Here is a 22,104-nt window from a genome sequence, read left to right on the forward strand (position 1 = left end):
CTAATGGTCAATCATTTAAGATCACGGTATCTAGAAACGCATGGCGATGATTTGATCAAACTGATTCGGTGAGGAGGCAAGGTGAATGACACAGGAAGCAAAGGACATCAAACTGGGCCGGTTTCTCAGTCTGGTGCTGCGGCATAATCCCTCGGCGGCGGGCATCACACTGGACGCCCATGGCTGGGCGGACGTGGATGAGCTTTTATCCGGTATGCGGCGCACCGGGCGGCGGATCGACATGGACACGCTGGAGCGTATCGTTCGGGAGAACAATAAGCGGCGCTACTCATTTAATGAGAACCATACGAAAATCCGCGCCAACCAGGGACATTCCATTCCGGTGGATGTAGAATTGAAAAAAGGAAAACCGCCCCGGCGGCTATACCACGGGACGGTGGAACGGTTCCTCCCGTCTATCCGGCAGGAGGGAATTCAGAAAATGGGGCGGCAGTACGTCCATCTCTCCGCTGATTTTCGGACTGCGGAAAATGTGGGTCGCCGCCGCGGGACGCCTGTAGTGATCGTCATTGACGCCGAAGCGATGGCACGGGACGGCATAGCATTTTACCTGTCGGAAAACGGCGTGTGGCTGTGCGATTATGTCGCGCCGGAATACTTCTTTGACCCCGAGCCGCCAGTGGAATAATTACACGCTGTTCATCGTCCAATGGGAGCAAATGGCGGAATTAAAATAGCAGCCTGACATCACAGGCAAAAACGGCAGAGCAAAGAGAAACGCGGCAGCACGCCGCGCTTCTCTTTGCTCTGTGGTACTTTATATTGTTGACAGAAAAACAGGCGCATCAGCGCCGGAAAGGAAGAGCTGGATGAACGTCAGAAAGCCTATAGACTACAGCGCCATATTCGCGGCGCTGGACACGCTGATGGCGGCAGATCTGCCGCAGATGAAGCTGTACTGTAAGATTGGCCAGCTGGTCAGCGGCAGGCCGGAGAAAGGCGCCGCTGTCGCCGCGTCGGAGTACCTATGCGGTATGTACCCCGACGCCTCCGGCTTCTCTCCCCGAAACCTGCGCCGGATGCGGGAGTTTTTCCGGACATACGAAAGTTCCACAGAGGTGCTGGACCAGGCCATGACCATCGGCTGGACACAGAATGTGGTCATTCTGGAGGCAGAGCTGACACTCCAGGAACGGGCATGGTACATCCGGGCAGTCCAGCAGTTTGGATGGTCAAAGCTGGAGCTCCAACGAAAGATCACCTCTGGCGCACATCTGGAAATCTCTCTCGACTTCACTGACGGGATGTGCTATACTGGGGAAAAGAACAGCGTGATGGAGCGTACCGCCAATGACGAAAATTCTCTTTATCTGCCACGGCAACATCTGCCGCAGCCCAATGGCCGAGTTCGTAATGAAGGACCTGGTGGAAAAAGCGGGTCTGGAGACGGAATTCCTCATCGAATCTGCCGCTACCAGCACCGAGGAGATCGGCAATCCGGTCTATCCCCCGGCCCGCCGCAAACTGGCGGAGCATGGGATCAGCTGCGCCGGGAAGACCTCCCGGCAGCTCACCGGCTCCGATTACGGTCAATACGATCTCCTGATTGGAATGGACCGGGCCAATATCCGGAATATGAATCGGATCTGCGGCGGCGATCCAGAGGGAAAGCTCCACCTGCTGATGGAGTACACCGACCACCCCGGCGATGTGGCTGATCCCTGGTACACGGACGACTTTGAAACCACCTGGCGGGATGTACTGGCCGGGTGTAAGGGACTGCTGGAGCGGTTACAATAAAACTGGAAAGGCAGGTGCACGGTATGGAACAGCAGCTATTTGAAACCAATGTCGTGACAGGTGCTGATCTGCTTGCCCTGTCTGAAAATGTTCGCGGTTGGGAAAAGCGAGATTGCTACCAGCAGTTAGGCGCCTATCTCCATAGCAGCCAGAACGACAGGGTATGCCTGCTCTTCGGCCTCCGCCGCACTGGAAAGACCACCATGCTTCGGCAGGCGGTGCTGGACATGGCCCCGGAGGACGCGGTGAAAACCGCTTACATCAAGGCCACGGTGCTGGATACAATGGCCGCTTTAAACCGGGACATGAAGCGCCTCCGGGCCGCCGGCTTCCGGTACGTGCTGCTGGATGAGGTAACTCTGATTCCGGAATTCATTGATTCTGCCGCCCTTTTCTCCGACATCTATGCCGCACAGGGGATGAAGATCGTCCTGTCCGGTACGGATTCCCTCGGTTTCTGGTTCGCGCTCCACCAAGAGCTCTATGACCGGGCCAAGGCGATTCATACCACGTTCATTCCCTATCGGGAGCACAGCCGTCTGCTTGGAATCGACAGCATTGACGATTACATCCGCTATGGCGGGACCCTCCGGGCCGGAGAACTGAATTTCGATGATGACAGTGTAAACGCGGAGGACGCCTCTTTCCGTGATGATGAGTCCACCCGGCTCTATATCGACACCGCCATCTGCAAGAACATCCAGCACTCCCTGGCCTGTTACGAGGACGGAGGGCACTTCCGGCATCTGCGTACTCTCTATGAGGCCGGGGAGCTGACCGGCGCCATCAACCGCATCATTGAGGATATGAACCACGCTTTCCTGGTCTCTGTGCTGACCGGCGATTTCATCTCCCACGATCTGCGTCTGACCGCGCGGAATCTCCGGAAAGAGCGCGACGCCGAAAAGCGGACGGACATTCTGGATGAGATTGATACTCCCGCCGTGACCCGACGGCTCATGGCGCTGCTGGACATTCATAACCACCCGGAGCAGACGGTCAAGGTCACAAATGCTCATATATCTGAAATCAAAGAGTACCTGTTGGCGTTGGACCTGATTGTGAATGTTCCGATTGAAACGGTGGAACCCGGAACGGAGCCGGTGGAGCATATCCTGTTCACCCAACCCGGAATGCGTTACTGCCAGGCACAGGCTCTGGTCCACGTCCTAATGAAAGATGAACTCTTTCTTACGCTGAGTGAAAAGGAGCAGAAAACTGTCACAGATCGAATCCTCGAAGAGGTCCGCGGCAGAATGCTGGAGGACATTGTGCTGCTGGAGACGATGAAAGCGGCGGGCAAACGCCAGCGGGTATTCAAGCTGCAGTTCGCGGATGGAGAGTTTGATATGGTGGTCTATGACAGGGAACAGGACTGCTGCAAAATATACGAGGTCAAGCATAGCGGACAGCAGGTGTCCGCACAGTACCGGCATCTACTGGACGAAGAAAAATGCCGTCTGACTGAACACAGATTCGGCCAGATCGCAGAGCGTACTGTTTTGTACCGCGGCGAGAATATGCAGCTGGATAACGGAGTGAAGTATTGGAATGTGGAGGAGTATCTCCAAACTTGGTCAGAGGAAATGACGCTGATCACTGAAAAGAAGATAGGACCGGATCTTGGACCTGTTATGTGAGCAAATACAGCAATATCCTGAAAACAAAGGGCCGACCTGAATTGTCACCTCTTCAAGCAGCGGGTTCGAAAGTGGGCGCTTGCTCCAAGTTGAACGACCCCACCCAATCTGAACAAGTTTTTGAGACTTGACAGATTGGGTGGGGTCCTTTTTGCTTGGAAGCCTTGCATTTCAATGCTTTCACTCCTGTTGCCCTGAAAATGAAAATGGGACACCAAAATGCAAATCGATTCAAATTAGAATACAAAACAGCAAATCCATAGAATCTGAACCCTTAGTCTCATTTTCCATGAGACTGACTCATGACTTCCTGGTAGTCTTCTTCCATTTGGCATGGCGTTCGATTTTTCAACGTGCGATGTGGACGTTTCATATTGTAAAATTCTATGTAGGCACTAATGCTTCTCTTAAAATCTGGTTCAGATGCGTAGTCTTTCCGGTATAACTCTTCCTTTTTCAAAGACGCAAAAAACGACTCGGCTACGGCATTATCGTGGGGCTTTCCGGAATTTGAAAAAGATTGTACAATACTGTGCCTACGTAATAACTCCTGAAAGCGATGCGAGGTATACTGTGCTCCTCGATCGCTGTGAAAAAGCAGTTCCAGCTCAGGGACCCGCTCCTCCCAAGCACTTTTAAAAGTAGATGTAACAAGTTGGGTGCTGTTTTTCTTGGAAACCTTATACGCTATAACCTTCCGGGAAAACAAATCCAGAATTACACAAATATAATGGTTTCGATCTTGTAACCTAAAGCAAGTCACGTCACTGACCCATACTTCGTTGGGTCTAGTGGCATTGAATTGCTGGCGAAGAACATTCCTTTTCTTCCCCGATTCCCGTAAGTTTAAATAGTTTTGTTTTGCAGTTGTACGGACACTGGATAGGCCCATTTCTTTCATGAGCCTTGCTACATATTCCGTGCTAACTTGATGCCCTCTTTGAACAAGAACTGTGCGGATTTTCTCTGCGCCGAGCACTTGCCGGTACTCATCAAATACATCTCTAATTAAAATTCGATATTCCTCCCGCCGCTTTTCAAACCAGGCATTCCCCCGCTTATTGCGGAGAATATGGTTATAAAAAGTCCCTCGTGAAACCTCCAGCGCCTCACAAAGAGTACGGACATCGTATTGGTCATAAAGCAGTTCTAATTCCAGCAGTTTCTCTTTTAATGGAGCATGAACCGTACATTTAGCAGACTTTAAAACCGAAATGATATTTTCTAGTTTTTTCACTTGTTGTTGCAATGCATTGTAATCTTTGGCTGAAGGAATATCCACAGCCACATTAGAATATTCCAAATCATGCAACCAGCGATAAAGGGTGCTGCGCGAAATATTGTACTCCATGCATAGTTCTTTTACGGATGTTCCGTTGTCTAATAGATGCAAAATTGTCGCTTTTGTTTCCTCAGTATATGCCATCGCAATTCCCCTCCCCTATATAAAATATATTTATTTTATCATGTGGACGGAGTAATATGTAAAGATATAAGAGACAAGCTAACTACCAGTCAAAGATTGGGAATATCTATTTTTCGGATGTTAATGCAAGGTAAACTTCAAAACTTTGGCTTTTAAAGACTTGGATTCGTAAAGTAGACTTTTTATTAAATTTTAAGAAAATAATCCATACCCAAGAAATCTCCGGTGATTTTAATCGCTGGAGACTTTTTTCTCAAGCATTATTTTACTTTACGAATTAAAGATATAAAGATACTGAGTCTATACAAGATACTATAAATGCGGTATAATATAAAAATCCATACATAGTGCAAGGGATTCATGAGATAAACCGATAAATGAAGATGAATCATGGAGGTATTTGGAAATGGCTTGTATAGTTCATTTTTTACCTGCTAAAGCCGGGGATTGTTTTGTTTTGGAATTCGACAACAAGGATTGCATGCTGATTGATTGCGGCTATGTTTCTACATATAAGAAAGAACTCAAGCCATTGCTGCTTCAGCTCCGCGCCAAGGGCTGCCGCCTTATCCTGCTTCTTATTACGCACATTGACCAAGATCATATTTCGGGTGCGATACAGTTTTTACAAGAAAATGGTAAACAAGGCGCGCCTCAAATCATTGCAATTGAAAATATTTGGTTTAACGGTTTTTTCAACACCGTTTTTTCTCGCCCGGAATTTGAAAAAAGAAGGGTAGCCCGCCTATCTTCCCAAATGGTCTGCCGACAGAAATGGGCTGTCAACGAACTTCTAATGCAGACTCCGGGGGAAGACGGGCCCATCTCTGTCTCCCAATGCAGATGCTTTGAGACCCTCTGTGCAAAAAACGGATATGTTCTAAACCGCCAATTTCCGGGACAAATAGTACAACAAACATGTAAAACCCGTGAGGACATGCGAAAAAGTGAGATTCAATTTGGCAATATCCATATCCACGTCCTGAGCCCCGGGAAAGAACAGCTTGACCAATTAGCTCAAAAGCTAAATCGGACACTGACTCAACAGTTTGGACCAAATTATCAGTTAACTGAAGATGACTCTTTCGGGGTCCTTTTTGAGCTCTTGATGGGACTTCACGCCGGTGTCTCCGGTATCAGCGAGCCGATCTGTGCGTCAAAGAGTAGGATTAAAGATTGGCTCGGCACCTCGTCCCGGGCGAAAATGAGTCTGGAAAACCAGAGCTCCATCGCGGTTGAAATTGAATACATGGGTCTCCAGCTGCTGTTTTTAGGTGATGCGGAAACCGAGAATTTTAAATGCCTCCTTGCACCCCATTATGATCTGATCAAGCTGTCTCACCATGGTACGCTGCAGCCCAATCTTGCGTTGTTGGAAAACAGCATAGGAGATACTCTCCTGATCTCCACCGACGGTGTCAAGCGCCATCCGGAGGATGAACTGCTGGCACGTGCGATCTTGGCCGGCAGCCGCGCTCTGTATTTCAATTATGATATCGCACGAAAGGACGACCTGTTTACCCAGCAAGCGGAGTATAGCTTTTCAGCTCACTTCCAGGAGCGGGAAATTCTTTTATGAGGGATTAGGGAAATGGAAGACTATATCGTCAGAATCCAATCTGCGGCTGAAGGTAATCCTGTTTATTTTGGCACCGGAATCGTGGTCAGCGACCATGAGGTGCTGACCGCCCGCCATGTTGTCAGCGGAGAATCTCATGTGCTGGTGACAGAGAACGGGAGTATTCCGCTGTCCGTTCAAAACGAGACGGACGCTGCGGTGCTTTTGCATGCGGACCGGCGGCTTCCCTTCCGGAGTGCGGATATATTTTCCGTTCATGAGATCCTGAACGCGCAGTCCGACTGGACATCCGACGGCTATATTACCTCCGAACAGGCCCCGCATTCAGTTTCAGGACACGGAATTGTGAAACAGGAGCCCGCGCCGATTGACTGGAATCATACGCTGTCCAATATTGAAAGCGGACATACGAAAAATTACGAAGGTTTATCTGGAGCGCCTGTCTTTTCGCGTAATCGAATCGTAGGAATCCTACAGGTGCAAGAGACGAACAGCAGCGGCGCATTGGGACTTCGGATGCTGAGTGTAGAGGTGTTTCGGGAACTGCTGCCGTCTTCCAGCCTGCGCCGCAGTGAATATGAGGAATTGATTTATGAAAAGAGCGCCGTATTCTCAGAAAGGCATATTGAAGAGAACAAACGCAGCCGGAAATATATTCCCGATATTTTTGTGGAAAACGGTCCCTATAAAGAGCGGCTCCGCTATTTCGCGGATCCGGTTTTGTTTCTGAAAAAGGCTCTTTGCGAATGCCACGGACTGGATTTTACCCGGATCAATCAGGCTGCCGAAATCTATGAACTACCCCTGATCAATCAACAGGCCCTTCCGTGTTCCATCGCTCCTGAACAGATGGAGAAGGTGTCTGCCGGGTTATCGGACTTTCTCTCCGCAGCCAGCGCTATATTAGATAACTATGACGGTCTAATCCGCTCCCAAAAATTGTGCTGGGAAGACCACTATGATTTCTGGGACAAGATAAATCATTCTTTGAAATATATGCTGAAGGACATGGCGGAAAATATCCGGTATACGAACCTTCAATTCCTTCTGCTGACGCAGCCCGCCGGGCAGGGAAAAACGAACTTTCTTTGTGATTTTACGGAAAACTTCCTTCTGAAAAAAAGATACTGCGTTTGGTATTTCAATGCCTATGAATTCTATGAGCCCCCGGCAAATATTCTCCGGCAAAAGCTGAGTCTGGAGGGACAATATGACATTTCATACGCGAAACAGGTACTGGAACGGCGGTGGCGTGAAAGCAAACGGCCGGTGATCGTTGTAATTGACGGCCTGAACGAAAATATCAGTCTGCCCGGTTTTGAACAAGCCCTCATCGGCTTTTTACAAGAATGTGAAGCGCTTCCTTTTGTTAAAGTAATCATGTCCACGCGTGATGAGTTGCTGGAAGAACGCTTTGGCCGAATGATTGCCGGGCAAAAACCGGAGCGTTTTCTGCATGTTAAGTTGGATACCCATGACGAGCGCTTCAAGCGCCGGATATTCGCTGGGTATCTGCGATTTTTCAACATTGACATTCGGCCTAATACTTTAAGAAACAGAACTTATCAGCAGTTGACGGGAGACGTACTTCTCCTTCGCTTTTTCTGTGAAGTCCATCAGGGCGCGCGGCAGCTATATATGTATGACATCTATAAGTACGCTGTTTTTGAGCAGTATTGCGCAAAAAAGGCAGAGGATTACCGAAAGATGGATCCTACGATTGACGCGGATTCATTGTTCCGAAGACTTCTGGATCGTATTTGTGAGTACATGGTCGAGAACAAAACCTATTTCCATGTTCCTATGGAGATATTTGATATTCAGCAGCAAAAACTGATTCGCGGCCTGCTGGAAAATGATGTGGTTTTGAAGGGAGAAGATGTCGTCGAACACGGTTTGCTGAAAGAACAGGCCGTTGTCATCAGCTTCACGTTTGACGAATTCCGGGATTATTGCCTGACCAATTATATTTTAAGAAATAGCAAGGATGAAAAAACTTTCTTCGGATTTTGGGATATGATGGTTGACGAGACGCAAACTGTTTTGGAAGGAGTGGAAAAATACGCCTTTTATCTGGCCAGAACGCAGAATGGAGGAGCGCTTCTGCCAATTATAAAAAAACTTCCCGAATATGACGAGCTCTATTGGGCATTTATCTGGGACATTGAGGATAAGTACGTTACAGAGGAAGATGTGCTTCTTTGGAAGAATGAATTGTTGCGGGAGGGCGAGTATACTGGGATCATCATACAGCATTTGCTATGGCGGGATGACTGCGATTATTTCCCAACCGCTAACATTCAATTAATCTTCGAGGTCTTGGATGAATTCCTCAAGGATTTGAACCGATACAATCGCCTTATCAATCGGATATTTGGGATTCCACGCAAGGACCAGTGGGGGACGGTAATTCCCAGGACCCAGACGCCAATCCCATTTGACCAGTTTGTGAAATCCTTGGGGAAACGGGCCTCAAATTCTCAATGGTCTCAGCTCCACCGGGAATCGTTTCGCTTATCTATCTATCTCTATGATATCGGACCTTGGGATGCGCAGGAGGCGTGGAATCGGTTATATGGAGCCTCTCCGGAGGTGGCTGTCCATCTGCTTCGTGAGATGAACACCCACGCACGTAGCCTTATCCAGGGAAATGTATACGACATCCTTATCAGCTTGGAAAAACGAGATGACGACTATGACCTTCAAATTTTGTCCCTGAGAGAGGAAAATACTTTTGGAAAGGAATTGCCAAAAAGTTGCTTTTCGATTGCCCAGCTTTTTCTTGATGAGGACGACGAATAAGGAGATGTGGCATGGAGCTATTTAGTGTAAACGGAGAATATGTTTGTAAGGTCTATAAAGGATTCAATATGCAAAAGCTGGAAGAAGCTCTAAGTAATCGGTTGTCAATGCGAAAAAGCTCATTTTCTGAACAGTATTCTCTTAAAATATTTCGAGACCTCTTTCGATATGCTCGGGACCTACGGCAGGAGTATCAGGAGTACTATTGGGAGGAATATGGCAGTTTCTCTGAGTTTTTATACAAAAGAGAATTCTGGGCAACCTCCAGCATCAAGGAAGCTGCTTTAACGGAAAGCGAGACTGTGCTAAAACTGCGTATATCAAGCAGCAGTTATAACCTAGATACACTCTTAAGTTATGATGAATATGATAATTCTTTTATTGAAATCGTTACGCAGATATTGGAGGAAATAGACTTGTGAAAATTAAGCGGGATTTTGTAACAAACAGTTCTTCGACCTCGTTTATTATTTCCACCAAGGAGCCGTGGAGCGAAGATGCTTTCTTAAGCGCAATCGGAATCGAGGGTGAATCCCCCATGCGAAAACTGTTCCTGGACCTCTTTGAAGCGATTGAGCAAAATAAAAATGATATTTTAACTGCAGTGAAAGAGGAAGATAACTCTGTCGGCGATTTTTTAAGAAGCGACGGTTTCAATGAGGAAACAATTAAAATCGTGGAAACGATACTTTCCCAAAATCGTACGGTCTACTATGGCAGTTTGCACTCTGACGGTGAAACCGCTGCGGAAGTATTCTTTTGTATGGAGAGCTTTGTGATATGCGATGACGATATTTATTTCAACGGCAGAATCGGGGGCTGGTAATGAACAGCCTTATGATTCGCTGCTACAAGGAGAGCGGCTATTTCGTGTGCTTCGATTTGGAAAGCGGTCAAATGCTACGCGGTTCTATGACTGGCGAAGAACCATTTTGGAACCGACGCGGGCCGGAGCTCCTCGATATCTCCATTACCAACTACTGCGAAAGAAATTGTGATTTTTGCTATAGAGAAACAAGCTCAAATGGCACATTTATGCCTTTAGAGCAGTATACCAAAATTATAGCGCAGGCGGAGACTGCCGGTGTTTTGCAGGTGGCGCTGGGAGGAGGCAATCCCAATCAGCATCCGGATTTTGTTTCAATATTGGAAGTTACCAGAAAACACCACATCATCCCATCCTATACAACAAATGGACAGGGCATGACAGATGAAATTTACAATGCAACCAAATGTTACTGCGGCGCTATGGCGGTCAGCTGGTATGAGCCATATTCAGAGGCAACGCAAGTGATTAAAAACTGTCAAGAAAGAGATATCAAAGTCAATATTCATTACCTTCTGCACCGAAACAATATACGAGTTGCAACAGAGATGCTACGAAGACCCCCAGCGTTTCTTCAACAGGTCAACGCCATTGTGTTCTTAAATTACAAGCCCGTCCGCTCTCCACGTTCGTTATGCTTGATGGATACATGTGAATTAGATGATTTTTTGTCCGCCGTGCAGGTATTCAGGGGTTGTAAAATTGGATTTGACAGCTGCATGATTTCCTATTTGGCTAAGATAGAGGCTGCCTTGGCTGTCAGCACAATAGACTTCTGCGAGGCAGGACGCTTTTCAGCATTTATATCAGAGTCCGGAAACATGTATCCATGTTCGTTTATGTGTGACGGCGATACGGCAGGCATTGATTTAAATCTGATTTCCTTGGAAGATGCCTGGCGGTATGGAGACAGTTTGCAGAAGATGCGGCATCGGCTTTCCGGTCCCAGTAGACAGAAATATCCTATTGAAGACTGTAAAAAATGCGATCAATTTTCAATGTGCCACGGTGGGTGTCCAATATTTCCCATCAACCGGTGCGGAGGGAGAGAAAAAGATGCAACGGCTTTTTCAGGGTAACACGGAGGAACGGGCCAGGAAACGAAATTTATGTATTTCCATTGTCAAACATATCGCTGAAAATCAGAAAATGCTGGAATCTGCATATAAGACACAGGAAATCGCAGAGAACTTCTGTTTTCGTCAGAGAGATATTAAATATTATTTGACCGACTTCTTTTGCCCCGCCGGAAATAGTCAATATTATTTTCAGCCGGAAATGCGGAAAGTAATAGAAAAATTTCTTGAAGCCCACAAGAGAGCACTCCCTGCCTTAGATGAGGCTAGGGTGATGTTCCTCAAAACCTTCGGAAAAATCTATTATGATGTAAAAAAAGATCGCTATTGTTTTGACACGGCACGCCTAAACCGTATTTATGCCGGTCTGCATGATACGATTACAATTCTGCATTGGGGACAGCTACCAATCCTGAATAAATGGCTGATGATCAACAGCGGAAGGATACCGGAAGAGAACGTTGTCGCTTTTTATGATCATTACCATATGCTTTCCGCGCTGATGCAGGATATTCAAGGAAATGGAGAAAACATGACAAGTCAAGGGGACGAAACGCTTGAGCATGAGCTCGAGTTTTCTGTTTATACAAGAAGGCACCGAATCCATGACAGATATCGTATCCGAAGGACGGTAGATGGTTGGTTTGCCGGACATATTTCAATCAATGGGCCTTGTAAGAAGGACGGAACGGGCGCTCTCATAGCGAACCTAAATCATGACTGCGTATTCTATCCGGAGGACGGACTTAAGTATGCTATGAATGAACTATGGGAGCAGGCGGAAGAGGGAGAATTAACGTTGGAACAATTGCAAGAGAGGCTCCAGCAAATTGCGGATTGGGTTAGTGCTGTTGAACGTGCGGTTGGTGATTATCAGCCATCGTGGGTTAACTATTATTCAAAATAGCGCTGTGTGGTTTTGATAATTGTAGACCCTGACCAAATTCACAGGCTCCCATAGAAACTATATATGAAAATTACACTCTTAAGTTGAAGAACACTTCGAAGGTATTGCATTTTGACATTATAGTGGCATCTTTTTTGTCAAGAATAGACATGATAAGTTGACAGGCTACACCAAGGGGGGTAGTCTGTCAATTTTTTATTCTGTACAAATATCAACATCAGTGATGAATGGCTACGCTCTGTGGTGGAGTTCGAGCTGATTCCACTGCTCAAGGAGTACTGGTTGACGAGCCGGCAAAGGTCAAGAACTGGAGCTATGTTTTGCGGGAGGCCGTCAAATGATCCACAGGATCCAGAACATCTACTATATGCTGGCCTATGCTTTCCAGGTGCTCCACGAAAAGGGTTACCGGGATGTGGCGTCGGAGGAGTTTGAAAACGGGCTGGAACTGCTGGTGGACATCCTCTGCCGGGGCGTCTCCATCCAGATCAAGTGCGGGTTGACCCGGCAGTATCTCACGCAGGAGGAAGCGCTGTCCACCCCGCAGAGAAAGATTGAGGTCAACGACTCCATCAGGTCGCTGACCATCCGAAAAAAGCAGCTTATCTGTACCTATGATGAGTTTTCCGTGGACGCCTACCCAAACCGGATTATCAAGACGGCCCTGTCTGTTCTGCTCCAGTCAAACCTGTCCAGACCCAGGAAAAGGGAGCTGCGCAGGCTGCTGATCTTTTTGACGGGGTCACCCCTGTGGATATTCACACCATCAACTGGAATGTCCCATATGACCGGAACAACCAGACCTACCGCATGATCCTTGCTGCCTGTCAGATGTTCCTCAAGGGAATACTCCAGACAGAGTCCGCCGGGGCCGTCAGGATGATGGAGTATCTGGATGTTCAGAGCATGGCGAAGCTGTACGAGAAGTTCATTCTCGGCTGCTATCAGAGGGAGCATCTAGCGCTCAAGGCGTATGCGCCACAAATCAAGTGGGGGGTCACCGACGGCCATGACGCGCAGCTTCCCACTATGCAGACGGATACCGTATTATCCAGCAGAGAGACCGGGAAAACGCTGATTATCGATGCAAAATATTACTCCCGCAATATGCAGATGAAAGTGCCCTATATAACCCGGACAGTCCACTCCGACAACTTGATCAAGTTTTCGCCTACGTCAAGAACTGGCCCGCCGCCCCCGACGAGAGCGTGGTGGGAATGCTGTTATACGCCGGAACGGACGATGAGGTCCAGCCGGACAATGACTATCAGATCAGCGGGAATACGATCAGCGTAAAGACGCTGGACTTGGATTGTGATTTCACCGATATTGCAAAAAAGCTGGACGCGATTGCCGCAGGGGGTGCATCGCCGGGCAAACGTACTGTCAGCGCCAGTGATAAAATGTAAGAAAACGCCGAGGAAAAAATGTAGTTTAGTGGCGGAGGTGAAGGGAAAAAGATAGACTCCCAATCAGGGCGAGAAAGAGCCCGGAAAGGGAGTCAGAAAATGAAAGGAGCACAGTGGATGGATATCCGAAGCGACAGACAAAAAGGGCTGAGCTATGTGGAGCTGGGACGGAAGTACCACATGGACCCGCGGACGGCAAAGCGGTACGCGGAATCGCCGCAGAAGCCGGAGTACACATTGAGCGAACCCAAGCCAACAAAGATGGACCCGTACAAGCAGATCGTGGACGAGTGGCTGGAAGAGGCGCCGTATTCAGCGTTGCGGATACTGGAGAAGCTGCGGGAGATGGGGTTTGACGGAGGTTACAGTATTGTCAAGGCGTATGTGAGCAGCCGGAAGATGGACTTGAATGAGAAAGCAACGGTGCGGTTTGAGACGATGCCAGGAAAGCAAGGGCAGATGGACTGGGGATTCTTCGAGGATCACCTGGTATACGAGGACGGAAAGTGGAAGAAGCTGTACTGCTTTCTCATGATTCTGGGGTACTCAAGGATGCGGTACATCGAATTTGTCACAGATATGAGCACAAACACGTTGATACGGTGCCATCAGAACGCGTTTCGGTATTTCGGAGGCTACCCGGAGGAGATTCTGTACGATAACATGAAGCAGGTAGTCATCAAGCGGCTTTTGAAGCAGGAGGACTCCACACTAAACCGGCAGTTTGAGGACTTCGCGGGATTCTATGGATTCAAACCCATCCTGTGCCGGCCATATCGTGGTCAGACGAAAGGAAAAGTGGAGCGGACGGTGCAGTTTGTGCGGGACAACTTCATGGTCGGGATCAAGTACAACAGCCTGGCAGATTTGAATGGACAAGCCTTGGCTTGGTGTAATAAGGTCAATGGCAAAGTCCATGCCACCACCAACGAGATTCCCTTTGAGCGGCTGCAAAAAGAGGGGCTGAGTCCTCTTTCCCGTGAGTACATCATCGACAAGATCAACCTTAGGCGGGTACAAAAAGACTGCCTCATCTCATACGCCGGGAATCAGTACTCCGTGCCAGCGGAGTACATCGGCAAAGATGTGGCAGTCGTGGCCCTCGACAGTATGCTGGCCGCCTACTATGAGGGAAAGCAGATCGCTCTGCATCGAATATCGTATCAAAGGAAGGACATGGTTGTCAATCCTCAGCACTATAGAAGGATTACGCTGAAACAGACAATAGATGCGGAAAATGTTCTGCTGGAACAGGGCAAAGTAATAGATTTCCCCTTGAAGCCCTCCGATTTATCCAGATATGACGAGGTGCTGTATGACTGAATTTACTATGGACAGGCTGAGGGAAAACCTGGAAGCCCTTAAAATGAAAAACACCCTGGAGATTCTGGACAACTACCTGGAACGGGCGGTGGCGGACAAGCTCAACATTGTGGAGGTTTTGGATCACATTTTCTCAGAAGAAGCCAAATCCAAGCGGAGACGGGCCTATGAGAAGCAGATCCAGATGTCTGGCTTTCCCATTAAGAAAACCCTGGACGACTTCGATTTCTCTTTCCAGCCCTCCATCGACAAGCGCCAGATCGATGAGTTGGCTACCATGCGCTTCCTGGAAAACGGGGAGAATGTGGTCTTCCTCGGCCCGCCCGGCGTGGGCAAGACTCATCTGGCCTCCGCTTTGGGCCTGGTGGCGGCACAGCACCGTTTCTCCACCTACTACATCAACTGCCACCAGCTCATTGAACAGCTCAAGAAGGCCCATTTTGAGAACCGTCTGCCGGACAAGCTCAAGGTTCTGGCCAAGTACAGGATGCTCATCATCGACGAAATCGGCTACCTCCCCATGGACATCCAGGGTGCAAACCTGTTCTTTCAGCTCATTGCCAGGCGGTACGAGAAAACATCCACCGTCTTCACCTCCAACAAAACCTTCTCCCAGTGGAACGAGGTCTTTGCCGACGTCACCATCGCCTCCGCCATCCTGGATCGTGTACTGCATCACTGCACCGTTATCAACATCAAGGGTGAGTCTTACCGCCTGAAGGAGCGCAAGGAATTTATGCGCCAGAAACAGCAAATCGTAAATACTCTTTTCCTGCAAGGAAATAACTGATTCTGTTACCCCCCCCCCGCCGAAAAACTACAAAATTTCTTCGGCGTTTTCTTACAATTTCAAATTGGCGTTGACATAGCCATGAACAAAGGAAACGCTATATTAACGCCTGATGCAAAGGAACTGGACGCACTATCTGAACTTCACAAGGCGCTGGGGGACTATACCCGCATACGGATTTTATGGCTCCTGATGAAACGGGAGTGGTGCGTCAGTGAACTGGCAGGGGAAATGAAAATGACGGAATCGGCCATATCGCATCAGCTTCGTATTCTGCGGAGCGCCCGGTTGGTGATTGGGCATAAGGCAGGAAAGAATGTGTTTTACAGTCTGACCGATGAACACGTCAGATGGATTTTGGAAAAGACCTACGATCACATCTCGGAGCAATAGGCCCTGTTGGAAAGCGGGTGCATGAGGACATTCCCCAATGCACCCGCCCGCAGGATTTCTTTATATTTGCAGCAGCCTTTCGATATTGCCGCCCAGCGCCATTTCTGTGGCGGAAGTGGACGGGCTGACAAATTCAATCAACTGCCTGCATAGCTTAGGCTCTCCGAACGGGGCATCCGAACCGAACAAGCACCGTTCCGGCATTTCGGTCAGAGCCGTTTTGACGGACAGGGGCGTAAACGCCGCAGATAAGTCCAGATATATGTTTGCCTGCTCCTTTGCAAAGGCAATCACATCCATCCAGTTTGAGCCGCCCATATGTCCAAAGATAACTGGCACGGTGGGGTATTTCCGGCACAGCTCCATGAGGATTTGAATGCCGTTCAGCGTGACAGGATTGAATGTGTGTACCCAAATAGGCAGGCCAGGATGATCGGTCAGGGCCTTGAACACAGATTCAAGTTGCGTGATCTGCGATCCAGAGCCAGGGGTAAATTCTCCGATGCCTTTGAATGAGTTTCCGATGATATAGTCCTTTACCCATGCGGCAGTATCGCCGTCAGCAAGCCCCAGCGGTACGGGGCCAAAGCCATAGAACCGCTCTGGCGCATCCTGGATGGCCTGATTCAATTCCAGGATGGTATCTTTCATTTTGGCGATCCTGGCTTCGGGAGAATGGCTGCCGGACAGAAGTTGATACAATACCTGCATTTCCGCACCGATTGCGTCTAAGGTTGCGGTTTCGGCCTTTTCAACATGAGGGGTCGTTGAGAATAAAATCGTTTTGTCCACCCCTGCCTCGTCCATTTTCTGAATCTGCATGGACGTGGGGAGCATAACGTGTTGGTGTCCGTCTACAATCATTAAAATCATTCCTTTCTTTGCTTGGATGTGGTACCATCAAGGATACCACAGGCAAAAAGGATGAACAAGAACGCACTTTTTTGATATGTAGTGTCTTTTTTGATACTGCTATGGAGGAAATTTTATGGCAAAAGCGGTTGCTATTACAGATCAATGCCCTATGGAGATCGGTCTGAACATTTTGGGCGGCAAGTGGAAATTGAAAATCCTATGGCAAATTTCCAAAGGAGCCGTGCGCTTCAATGAATTGCAACGGCGCTTGGAGAAAATCACAACGAAAACTCTGACACAGCAGCTCCGGGAACTGGAAGAACAGAAAATCATTCAGAGGACAGTCTATCCAGACAACCCGCCGAAGGTGGAATATGCTTTAACAGAAATTGGAAAGAGCATTTATCCTGTTTTGAAGTCGCTGTGTGATTGGGGAACAAATTATCAAACGTGTATATTACAGGAATAGTTTATCCTCAACAAATTTGCACCAGGGGGATGTCCCCTGGTGCAGTCAGTTGGTTTACAATTTCTCATAGGATACCAGCTCGCTCACCGGGATGCGCGTCTGGCTGTGCCGCTCCGGGTCAGCGAAGTTCTCACCAGCGTAGCCGACAACCAGGATATTGACCGGCTCCAGGTTGGCGGGGAGGTCAAACTCCTGGCACAGAACATCCGGCTTGAAGTAGCACACCCATACGCTGCCCAGGCCCAGCTCCGTGGCCTGGAGCATCATGTGGTCGGTCAGGATGGACGTGTCAATGTCCCCGGTCTGTTTCTGGTCAAAAGGCCGCACCCATGCCTTGTTGTGGTCGGCGCAGACGATGATGGCCAGGGGTGCGCCATAGATACCAGCGGCCTTGCCGATCTTCGCCAGCCCTTCCTCGCTCTGAACAACGATCAGGTGAACCGGCTGAAGGTTGGCGGCGGTGGGGGCCACATGAGCGGCCTCCAGAATCTTCTCCAGCTTTTCCGGTTCCACCTTCTGGTCGGTGTAGCTGCGGATGGAGCAGCGGGTCTTTGCAATCGTGATAAAATCCATGATAGATTTCCTCCAATTTGATTTGATGGCTGGCCTGCCAAGGCAACCACCTGATATGATTTTAACATAATCAGGACGGCCCGCAAGATTGCACTTTTTCGGTAGATACTTCCCAAAAAGTAAGTCCTTTTCTAAATTGACGCACTATGATATACTTGCCGTGAGGTGATTCCATGAAACAGCAGCAATTTAACTGCCCTGTTGAGGCAACACTGTCACTGATTGGCGGGAAATATAAACCGCTTATCCTCTGGCATCTGGTGGATTGCCCTCTGCACTATATGGAGTTGCAGCGTAGAATTCCCAGCGCAACGCCCAAAATGCTCTCCCAGCAGCTCCGCGATCTGGAGGACTGTGGCATGATACATAGAGAAGTGATCCCGGAGAAGCCGCCCAAAACGGTGTACTCTCTGACGGCATTTGGGGAAAGCATCATCCCGGTTTTGGATACTATGTGTCAGTGGGGAACTGCCTATATGGATGGTCTGGATGTTCAGTCTCCATGTTGTAGCGCAGGGGCATGATAAAGGGGACATAGCTGCCTGTTGAGCGGCTATGTCCCCTTTTCGCTATATTAGATTTGTGACTGCCGGACATAATTGCACAGCACCGCAAAATCAATATTGGGATTCTCCCTCAAAATCTTCTGCATACTTTCCTCCGCCTGTTGGTGTAGGGCGGGCTTTTTCAAATCGTCCAGCAGGAAGAAAATGTTCAACCGCCTGCCAACCGCAAACAGAAGTTTTTCATCTGGCGGGAGTTGTAAAAAGCGTTCAATCACAGAAAGCATTTGTGCCTTGTCAGTCTGTAAATTGCCGCGCACTTCCAAAAGCAAATTGATGATATGCTCGTTTATATAGAAGCTGTCCATTGGCTGAAGTTGTTGCAAAAAGGATTTTTGCTCTACTACAATTTCTTCCTCCGATTGCAGCGTGAATGAGCCGTTTCGGACGAACTCGCCTAATTTCGATTCCGGCTTGATTCCAGTGGCATGGACACGGATATAGTCGGGCCGGATGATATTCAGCGCCTCGGCGGTAGCGGCGGCATTTTCTTTGGACAGCTCTTTGCCGCCGATACCCAGCAGAATAAACTCGGACAATATCATACCGGCCTCTTTTGCCATGCAGCCGCTTTCTACCACCGTGTCAGCTTGAAAGCCCTTGTTAATAAGTTTCAATATCTGATCGGAGCCGGTTTCCATCCCGCAGTACAGATGATTCAAGCCAGCTTGCCGTAGGGCCTGCAATTCGGATAAAGTCTTGCGGGTGATACTGTCGGCGCGGGCGTAGGTCGTGATGTATTGCAGATTGGGGAAATAGCGATTGAGTGCGTCCAGTATGCGGAGCAGATAGTCGGTTTTCAGCACCAGGGCATCACCGTCCTGCAAGAAACAGGATGTGAAATTTTTCCCTTTGTAAAGCTGGGCCTGCTTTGCAATATCTTCTATGGTTTCCTCAATAGGCCGCATGGAAAACTGCATGGATTTGTAAAGACCGCAGAAATAACATTTGTTCCAATGGCATCCCCGTGTGACCCGAATCAGCAGGCTGTTACTTTCAGAAGGTGGGCGAATCGGCCCGATTTCTATGTTGTTCATAGGAGTATATCCTTTCTTTGTACTCACAACAAGAATACCATCTTGCTCAGAATGAAACAAGAACGCACTTTTTGGATAGGTACTTCCTCAAATGATAGTCCTATTATTGGGTTTTCGTAGAAGGGAATTTGTGCTATTATAAATAAAACAAGAAGAAAAGAGAGGACTGTCCCGTGTCAAAAAAGAAGTCAGGCCGTCCGCATGGGCATTACTGCAAAATCTGCGGTGAGTACAAAGCCAACGAAAAATTTTCCGGCAGAGGCCATGCCACGCATATCTGCAAAGCCTGTTCCCGGCTCTCCGCCGCAGAGAAAGCCGAGGCACAGACAATAACTCGCCTCACAAATTTCCCAATGGGCCGTTTGAGTGCCAATGACAAAGCGTGGTTGGAGAACCGCCTACACGATCATCGCCCGGAGGTTGCGGAGCTGGCGAGGGAGGTCTACAACATCCATTTCCCTTATGCCGAACGCAACACAAGGAAGAAGCAGCTTATCATCAACACACTGGCCTTTGAAATCCATACAGAAGTCTTTGATGAGTACGGCGATGAGCTGCCGGTCAACAGACGCTTTACCGCCAACCGCATCAGCCGCGTCCTCACCATGACCGACTTCGACGGTGACGGCGTGGAGCAGTCCATGACGCTGGACGGCAAAAAAATGTCCACGCTCCTGCGCTGGGCCGTACATAGTCTGGAAATCTTCATGTGGCCGGAGGACTACGATCTTATCCCATCCCGCAACAGCATCCCGCCATATTTTGATTTATTGCCGGAGTATTGGCCGGATGAGGATGAAGAAGCTGACGAGGATTTTTCGGATGAAGATGTGCCAGAGGAAGAAGTCTGCTGGCGGGTGCAGATAGAATACGCCAATCATACCACGCAGGAGATTGTTTCCTATCAGGATTATCTGATGGACCGGCCAGAGGAATTGTATCTGGCGTTGTTGGAGTATTTTGAGCCGAAAATAGATGATTTTGACGAGGAATATACTGAAAACGCCCCTTTGGAGTAGGGAACGGGAGACGGGGGAAAACGGGGGTTGGAGAAACCGGCAAGCAGGGCATGATGGTCCCATCATGCCAAAAATGGACGCCCCGCCTCCCGGCGAGGCGTCCATTTTGCTTGTTGAGGGCAGCGCCCCCAAACCCCTTTGAACAGCTCCATTCTGGAGCTGGCTGCGCGTCCCTGGCGGGACGCTTGATGTGGGCCGCTGGCCCACAGAAGATGAGCGGAACATCAGCGTTCCTCCTGACGCTCCGTTTCTTTGTCTGGCTCCGCTCCGCCATAGCCCATTAAGCGGTCCACATTGGCACGGACCGTCAGCAGCTCCTTCATCTCATCTCGCGCCCTGCGGTAATCAGTATAGGCGGATTTCTTCTCCGCCAGGAGCGCGGCATACTCCGCTTGCAGGCTCTTGACCGTGGGGAGTTTTTTCAGCCCCAGCTCATCAAAGGCTTTCTTTGCCGTCTGATGCAGCAGTATCTCGCTCTCATGCTCGGCCTTGAATTTTTTCGAGTACCCGGCCTTGCGGTAGGCCACATACACATCGCGGGTCTTGGAGTAGTTGATGATGTGCGTTTTCAACACGGCGATCTGGGCCATGCGCCGCTCCGCCGCCTTGATCTTTTCGGACAGGCCGTTGTAACGCTCGGTGGCCGCAGCCGCTTTTGCCGCGAGGTCGGCATAGTCCAACAGTCCATGCTCCGTCAGATAATTCATGGTCTGCGCCATCTGTTTTAAGTTGAACACGCTGGCCCACCGCGCATAGCCCGCGCCCTTTCCATCCCGGAGTTTGGCCTGGATGTCCACCAGCAGATTGACCTTCGGCGGATCTGCGCGGTGGACCTTTTTGGGGCTGGGCGTGTGCGTCCGCTCCCCGGAGAGGACGGCCAGCAAAGCGGAAATATCGTACTCTGCGCCCAAGCTGTTCCCATCCAGCCGGACGAAATTTTTCTGTCCCGGTGCTCTTAGCCGGATGAATTTTCCCCGTGGCGATACCTCAATGCCTGCTTCTCCCAGGAGCTTCAGCAGCGCGTCCAGGTCAGCGGGCTTTTGGGCGAGGGCATCATCTATTGCCATGCGAAGCCGGTCCCGGTGGCAAGGCGGCTTACTGCCCAGCCATTTGTTGTAGCTCTTGCCCCGGCGCTTGGGATTGGCCACAATAGAGTATCCGTTTTCGATGCAAATGGTATCGTTCAGCCGCCGTACCGCCCTCCCGGACCCGAGGAAGTCCCGGAATTTTCGGGTGCAGTCCAGAGTGGTGGAGTTCCAAATGATGTGGTTATGAATATGTGCTTTGTCGATGTGGGTGCAGACAATAAAAGCATGATTGCCCTTGGTGAAGCGCCGCGCCAGCTCACAGCCCAGGCGGTTGGCCTCCTCCGGGGTGATCTCGCCGGGAACAAAGGACTGCCGGATGGTATAGGCAATCACATCATCGGCCCCGCGCCGCCTGCCGGTCTTAGCAAGATACTGCCGCTTGGAAAACAGAAACTCCGCGTCCGCGATCCGGCTGTCGCATTGGTAGCTGGAGATCAGCCTGCCGCCGTCCGTTTTTTTTGGATTCTCCACATAGTCGATGATGTCTTGAATGGCCTTGCCCACAGTCCGTCCCTTGCCTATGTGCAGAGGCATGATGCGGGTGGTTGCCATTGGCGGTCCCTCCCTT

The 22,104-nt window shown here is 49.3% G+C and carries 21 protein-coding genes and 2 pseudogenes; 18 read left to right on the forward strand and 5 right to left on the reverse strand.

Annotation, left to right across the window (positions count from 1 at the left end; translation table 11 throughout):
• Positions 1-85: 85 nt before the first annotated feature.
• The 4 genes and pseudogenes from C816_RS02465 (at position 86) to C816_RS02480 (ending at position 3,401) form a co-directional block, all read left to right on the forward strand.
• A complete protein-coding gene (locus C816_RS02465) occupies positions 86-649 on the forward strand; it encodes an RNA 2'-phosphotransferase (protein ID WP_016320827.1) in 564 nt (187 codons plus the stop codon).
• A gap of 259 nt (positions 650-908) precedes the next feature.
• Positions 909-1,175: pseudogene (locus tag C816_RS25515) on the forward strand (DUF1016 N-terminal domain-containing protein); the annotation flags it as partial.
• A 136-nt stretch (positions 1,176-1,311) separates the two neighbouring features.
• A complete protein-coding gene (locus tag C816_RS02475) occupies positions 1,312-1,761 on the forward strand; it encodes a low molecular weight protein-tyrosine-phosphatase (protein ID WP_016320828.1) in 450 nt (149 codons plus the stop codon).
• A 23-nt stretch (positions 1,762-1,784) separates the two neighbouring features.
• On the forward strand, positions 1,785-3,401 hold the full coding sequence (locus C816_RS02480) for an AAA family ATPase (RefSeq protein ID WP_016320829.1): 1,617 nt from the start codon (positions 1,785-1,787) through the stop codon (positions 3,399-3,401).
• Positions 3,402-3,681: 280 nt separating this feature from the next.
• On the opposite strand, the gene C816_RS02485 is transcribed toward C816_RS02480, so the two are convergent.
• Positions 3,682-4,827: an IS3 family transposase gene (locus C816_RS02485; RefSeq protein WP_016320830.1), complete on the reverse strand. Its 1,146-nt coding sequence runs from the start codon at positions 4,825-4,827 to the stop codon at positions 3,682-3,684.
• A 406-nt stretch (positions 4,828-5,233) separates the two neighbouring features.
• Between C816_RS02485 and C816_RS02490 the strand changes: the two genes are divergently transcribed.
• The 11 genes and pseudogenes from C816_RS02490 to C816_RS02535 all read left to right on the forward strand — a co-directional run bounded on the left by C816_RS02490 (position 5,234) and on the right by C816_RS02535 (position 15,932).
• Complete coding sequence (locus C816_RS02490; protein WP_016320831.1) at positions 5,234-6,406, forward strand: MBL fold metallo-hydrolase; 1,173 nt, start codon at positions 5,234-5,236, stop codon at positions 6,404-6,406.
• 12 nt (positions 6,407-6,418) lie between these two features.
• Positions 6,419-9,208 (forward strand): serine protease, encoded by a 2,790-nt coding sequence (locus tag C816_RS02495; RefSeq protein ID WP_016320832.1) that lies wholly within the window; start codon positions 6,419-6,421, stop codon positions 9,206-9,208.
• 11 nt (positions 9,209-9,219) lie between these two features.
• Complete coding sequence (locus C816_RS02500) at positions 9,220-9,630, forward strand: hypothetical protein (protein WP_016320833.1); 411 nt, start codon at positions 9,220-9,222, stop codon at positions 9,628-9,630.
• On the forward strand, positions 9,627-10,034 hold the full coding sequence (locus C816_RS02505) for a hypothetical protein (protein ID WP_016320834.1): 408 nt from the start codon (positions 9,627-9,629) through the stop codon (positions 10,032-10,034). Before C816_RS02500 ends, C816_RS02505 begins: the two co-directional genes overlap by 4 nt.
• Positions 10,035-10,045: 11 nt before the next feature.
• A complete protein-coding gene (locus C816_RS02510) occupies positions 10,046-11,113 on the forward strand; it encodes a radical SAM/SPASM domain-containing protein (protein WP_242832096.1) in 1,068 nt (355 codons plus the stop codon).
• Positions 11,091-12,017, forward strand: a complete 927-nt coding sequence (locus tag C816_RS02515; RefSeq protein WP_016320836.1) for a hypothetical protein — start codon at positions 11,091-11,093, stop codon at positions 12,015-12,017. The genes C816_RS02510 and C816_RS02515 overlap by 23 nt, the downstream gene beginning before the upstream one ends.
• Positions 12,018-12,384: 367 nt before the next feature.
• A pseudogene (locus tag C816_RS23375) lies at positions 12,385-13,313 on the forward strand (5-methylcytosine-specific restriction endonuclease system specificity protein McrC).
• A complete protein-coding gene (locus tag C816_RS25520) occupies positions 13,229-13,426 on the forward strand; it encodes a hypothetical protein (protein ID WP_371254361.1) in 198 nt (65 codons plus the stop codon). The pseudogene C816_RS23375 and the gene C816_RS25520 overlap by 85 nt, the downstream one beginning before the upstream one ends.
• A 117-nt stretch (positions 13,427-13,543) precedes the next feature.
• Positions 13,544-14,749, forward strand: coding sequence for an IS21 family transposase (gene istA, locus C816_RS23380; RefSeq protein ID WP_016320838.1), 1,206 nt, complete (start codon positions 13,544-13,546; stop codon positions 14,747-14,749).
• Positions 14,742-15,539: an IS21-like element helper ATPase IstB gene (istB, locus tag C816_RS02530; RefSeq protein WP_016320839.1), complete on the forward strand. Its 798-nt coding sequence runs from the start codon at positions 14,742-14,744 to the stop codon at positions 15,537-15,539. Before istA ends, istB begins: the two co-directional genes overlap by 8 nt.
• 81 nt (positions 15,540-15,620) lie before the next feature.
• Complete coding sequence (locus C816_RS02535; RefSeq protein ID WP_016320840.1) at positions 15,621-15,932, forward strand: ArsR/SmtB family transcription factor; 312 nt, start codon at positions 15,621-15,623, stop codon at positions 15,930-15,932.
• Between the two features lie 60 nt (positions 15,933-15,992).
• Here the strand turns inward: C816_RS02535 and C816_RS02540 are convergent, their stop codons facing one another.
• Positions 15,993-16,805 carry an amidohydrolase family protein gene (locus C816_RS02540; protein WP_371254346.1) on the reverse strand — a complete coding sequence of 271 codons (813 nt, stop codon included), beginning with the start codon at positions 16,803-16,805 and terminating at the stop codon, positions 15,993-15,995.
• Between the two features lie 115 nt (positions 16,806-16,920).
• Here C816_RS02540 and C816_RS02545 point away from each other — a divergent pair, with 115 nt between their 5' ends.
• Complete coding sequence (locus C816_RS02545) at positions 16,921-17,256, forward strand: winged helix-turn-helix transcriptional regulator (protein WP_016320842.1); 336 nt, start codon at positions 16,921-16,923, stop codon at positions 17,254-17,256.
• Positions 17,257-17,310: 54 nt separating this feature from the next.
• Here the strand turns inward: C816_RS02545 and C816_RS02550 are convergent, their stop codons facing one another.
• Positions 17,311-17,829, reverse strand: a complete 519-nt coding sequence (locus C816_RS02550) for a nitroreductase family protein (RefSeq protein WP_016320843.1) — start codon at positions 17,827-17,829, stop codon at positions 17,311-17,313.
• 173 nt (positions 17,830-18,002) lie between these two features.
• Here C816_RS02550 and C816_RS02555 point away from each other — a divergent pair, with 173 nt between their 5' ends.
• On the forward strand, positions 18,003-18,353 hold the full coding sequence (locus tag C816_RS02555) for a winged helix-turn-helix transcriptional regulator (RefSeq protein WP_016320844.1): 351 nt from the start codon (positions 18,003-18,005) through the stop codon (positions 18,351-18,353).
• Between the two features lie 50 nt (positions 18,354-18,403).
• Here the strand turns inward: C816_RS02555 and C816_RS22280 are convergent, their stop codons facing one another.
• Positions 18,404-19,429 carry a radical SAM protein gene (locus C816_RS22280; protein ID WP_016320845.1) on the reverse strand — a complete coding sequence of 342 codons (1,026 nt, stop codon included), beginning with the start codon at positions 19,427-19,429 and terminating at the stop codon, positions 18,404-18,406.
• 362 nt (positions 19,430-19,791) lie between these two features.
• On the opposite strand from C816_RS22280, the gene C816_RS02565 reads away from it, so the two are divergent.
• Positions 19,792-20,448 (forward strand): hypothetical protein, encoded by a 657-nt coding sequence (locus C816_RS02565; RefSeq protein WP_242832097.1) that lies wholly within the window; start codon positions 19,792-19,794, stop codon positions 20,446-20,448.
• A gap of 224 nt (positions 20,449-20,672) precedes the next feature.
• On the opposite strand, the gene C816_RS02570 is transcribed toward C816_RS02565, so the two are convergent.
• Positions 20,673-22,088 (reverse strand): relaxase/mobilization nuclease domain-containing protein, encoded by a 1,416-nt coding sequence (locus C816_RS02570; protein WP_016320847.1) that lies wholly within the window; start codon positions 22,086-22,088, stop codon positions 20,673-20,675.
• Positions 22,089-22,104 lie beyond the last annotated feature (16 nt).

Origin of the sequence: Oscillibacter sp. 1-3 (genome assembly GCF_000403435.2) — a bacterium.
Taxonomy (GTDB): domain Bacteria; phylum Bacillota; class Clostridia; order Oscillospirales; family Oscillospiraceae; genus Oscillibacter.

Bases quoted from the DNA above. Each gene is read 5' to 3' on its own strand.
- C816_RS02465 (WP_016320827.1), top strand. From the start codon at position 86: ATGACACAGGAAGCAAAGGACATCAAACTGGGCCGGTTTCTCAGTCTG.
- C816_RS02475 (WP_016320828.1), top strand. From the start codon at position 1,312: ATGACGAAAATTCTCTTTATCTGCCACGGCAACATCTGCCGCAGCCCA.
- C816_RS02480 (WP_016320829.1), top strand. From the start codon at position 1,785: ATGGAACAGCAGCTATTTGAAACCAATGTCGTGACAGGTGCTGATCTG.
- C816_RS02485 (WP_016320830.1), bottom strand. From the start codon at position 4,827: ATGGCATATACTGAGGAAACAAAAGCGACAATTTTGCATCTATTAGAC.
- C816_RS02490 (WP_016320831.1), top strand. From the start codon at position 5,234: ATGGCTTGTATAGTTCATTTTTTACCTGCTAAAGCCGGGGATTGTTTT.
- C816_RS02495 (WP_016320832.1), top strand. From the start codon at position 6,419: ATGGAAGACTATATCGTCAGAATCCAATCTGCGGCTGAAGGTAATCCT.
- C816_RS02500 (WP_016320833.1), top strand. From the start codon at position 9,220: ATGGAGCTATTTAGTGTAAACGGAGAATATGTTTGTAAGGTCTATAAA.
- C816_RS02510 (WP_242832096.1), top strand. From the start codon at position 10,046: ATGATTCGCTGCTACAAGGAGAGCGGCTATTTCGTGTGCTTCGATTTG.
- C816_RS02515 (WP_016320836.1), top strand. From the start codon at position 11,091: ATGCAACGGCTTTTTCAGGGTAACACGGAGGAACGGGCCAGGAAACGA.
- istA (WP_016320838.1), top strand. From the start codon at position 13,544: ATGGATATCCGAAGCGACAGACAAAAAGGGCTGAGCTATGTGGAGCTG.
- istB (WP_016320839.1), top strand. From the start codon at position 14,742: ATGACTGAATTTACTATGGACAGGCTGAGGGAAAACCTGGAAGCCCTT.
- C816_RS02535 (WP_016320840.1), top strand. From the start codon at position 15,621: ATGAACAAAGGAAACGCTATATTAACGCCTGATGCAAAGGAACTGGAC.
- C816_RS02540 (WP_371254346.1), bottom strand. From the start codon at position 16,805: ATGATTTTAATGATTGTAGACGGACACCAACACGTTATGCTCCCCACG.
- C816_RS02545 (WP_016320842.1), top strand. From the start codon at position 16,921: ATGGCAAAAGCGGTTGCTATTACAGATCAATGCCCTATGGAGATCGGT.
- C816_RS02550 (WP_016320843.1), bottom strand. From the start codon at position 17,829: ATGGATTTTATCACGATTGCAAAGACCCGCTGCTCCATCCGCAGCTAC.
- C816_RS02555 (WP_016320844.1), top strand. From the start codon at position 18,003: ATGAAACAGCAGCAATTTAACTGCCCTGTTGAGGCAACACTGTCACTG.
- C816_RS22280 (WP_016320845.1), bottom strand. From the start codon at position 19,429: ATGAACAACATAGAAATCGGGCCGATTCGCCCACCTTCTGAAAGTAAC.
- C816_RS02570 (WP_016320847.1), bottom strand. From the start codon at position 22,088: ATGGCAACCACCCGCATCATGCCTCTGCACATAGGCAAGGGACGGACT.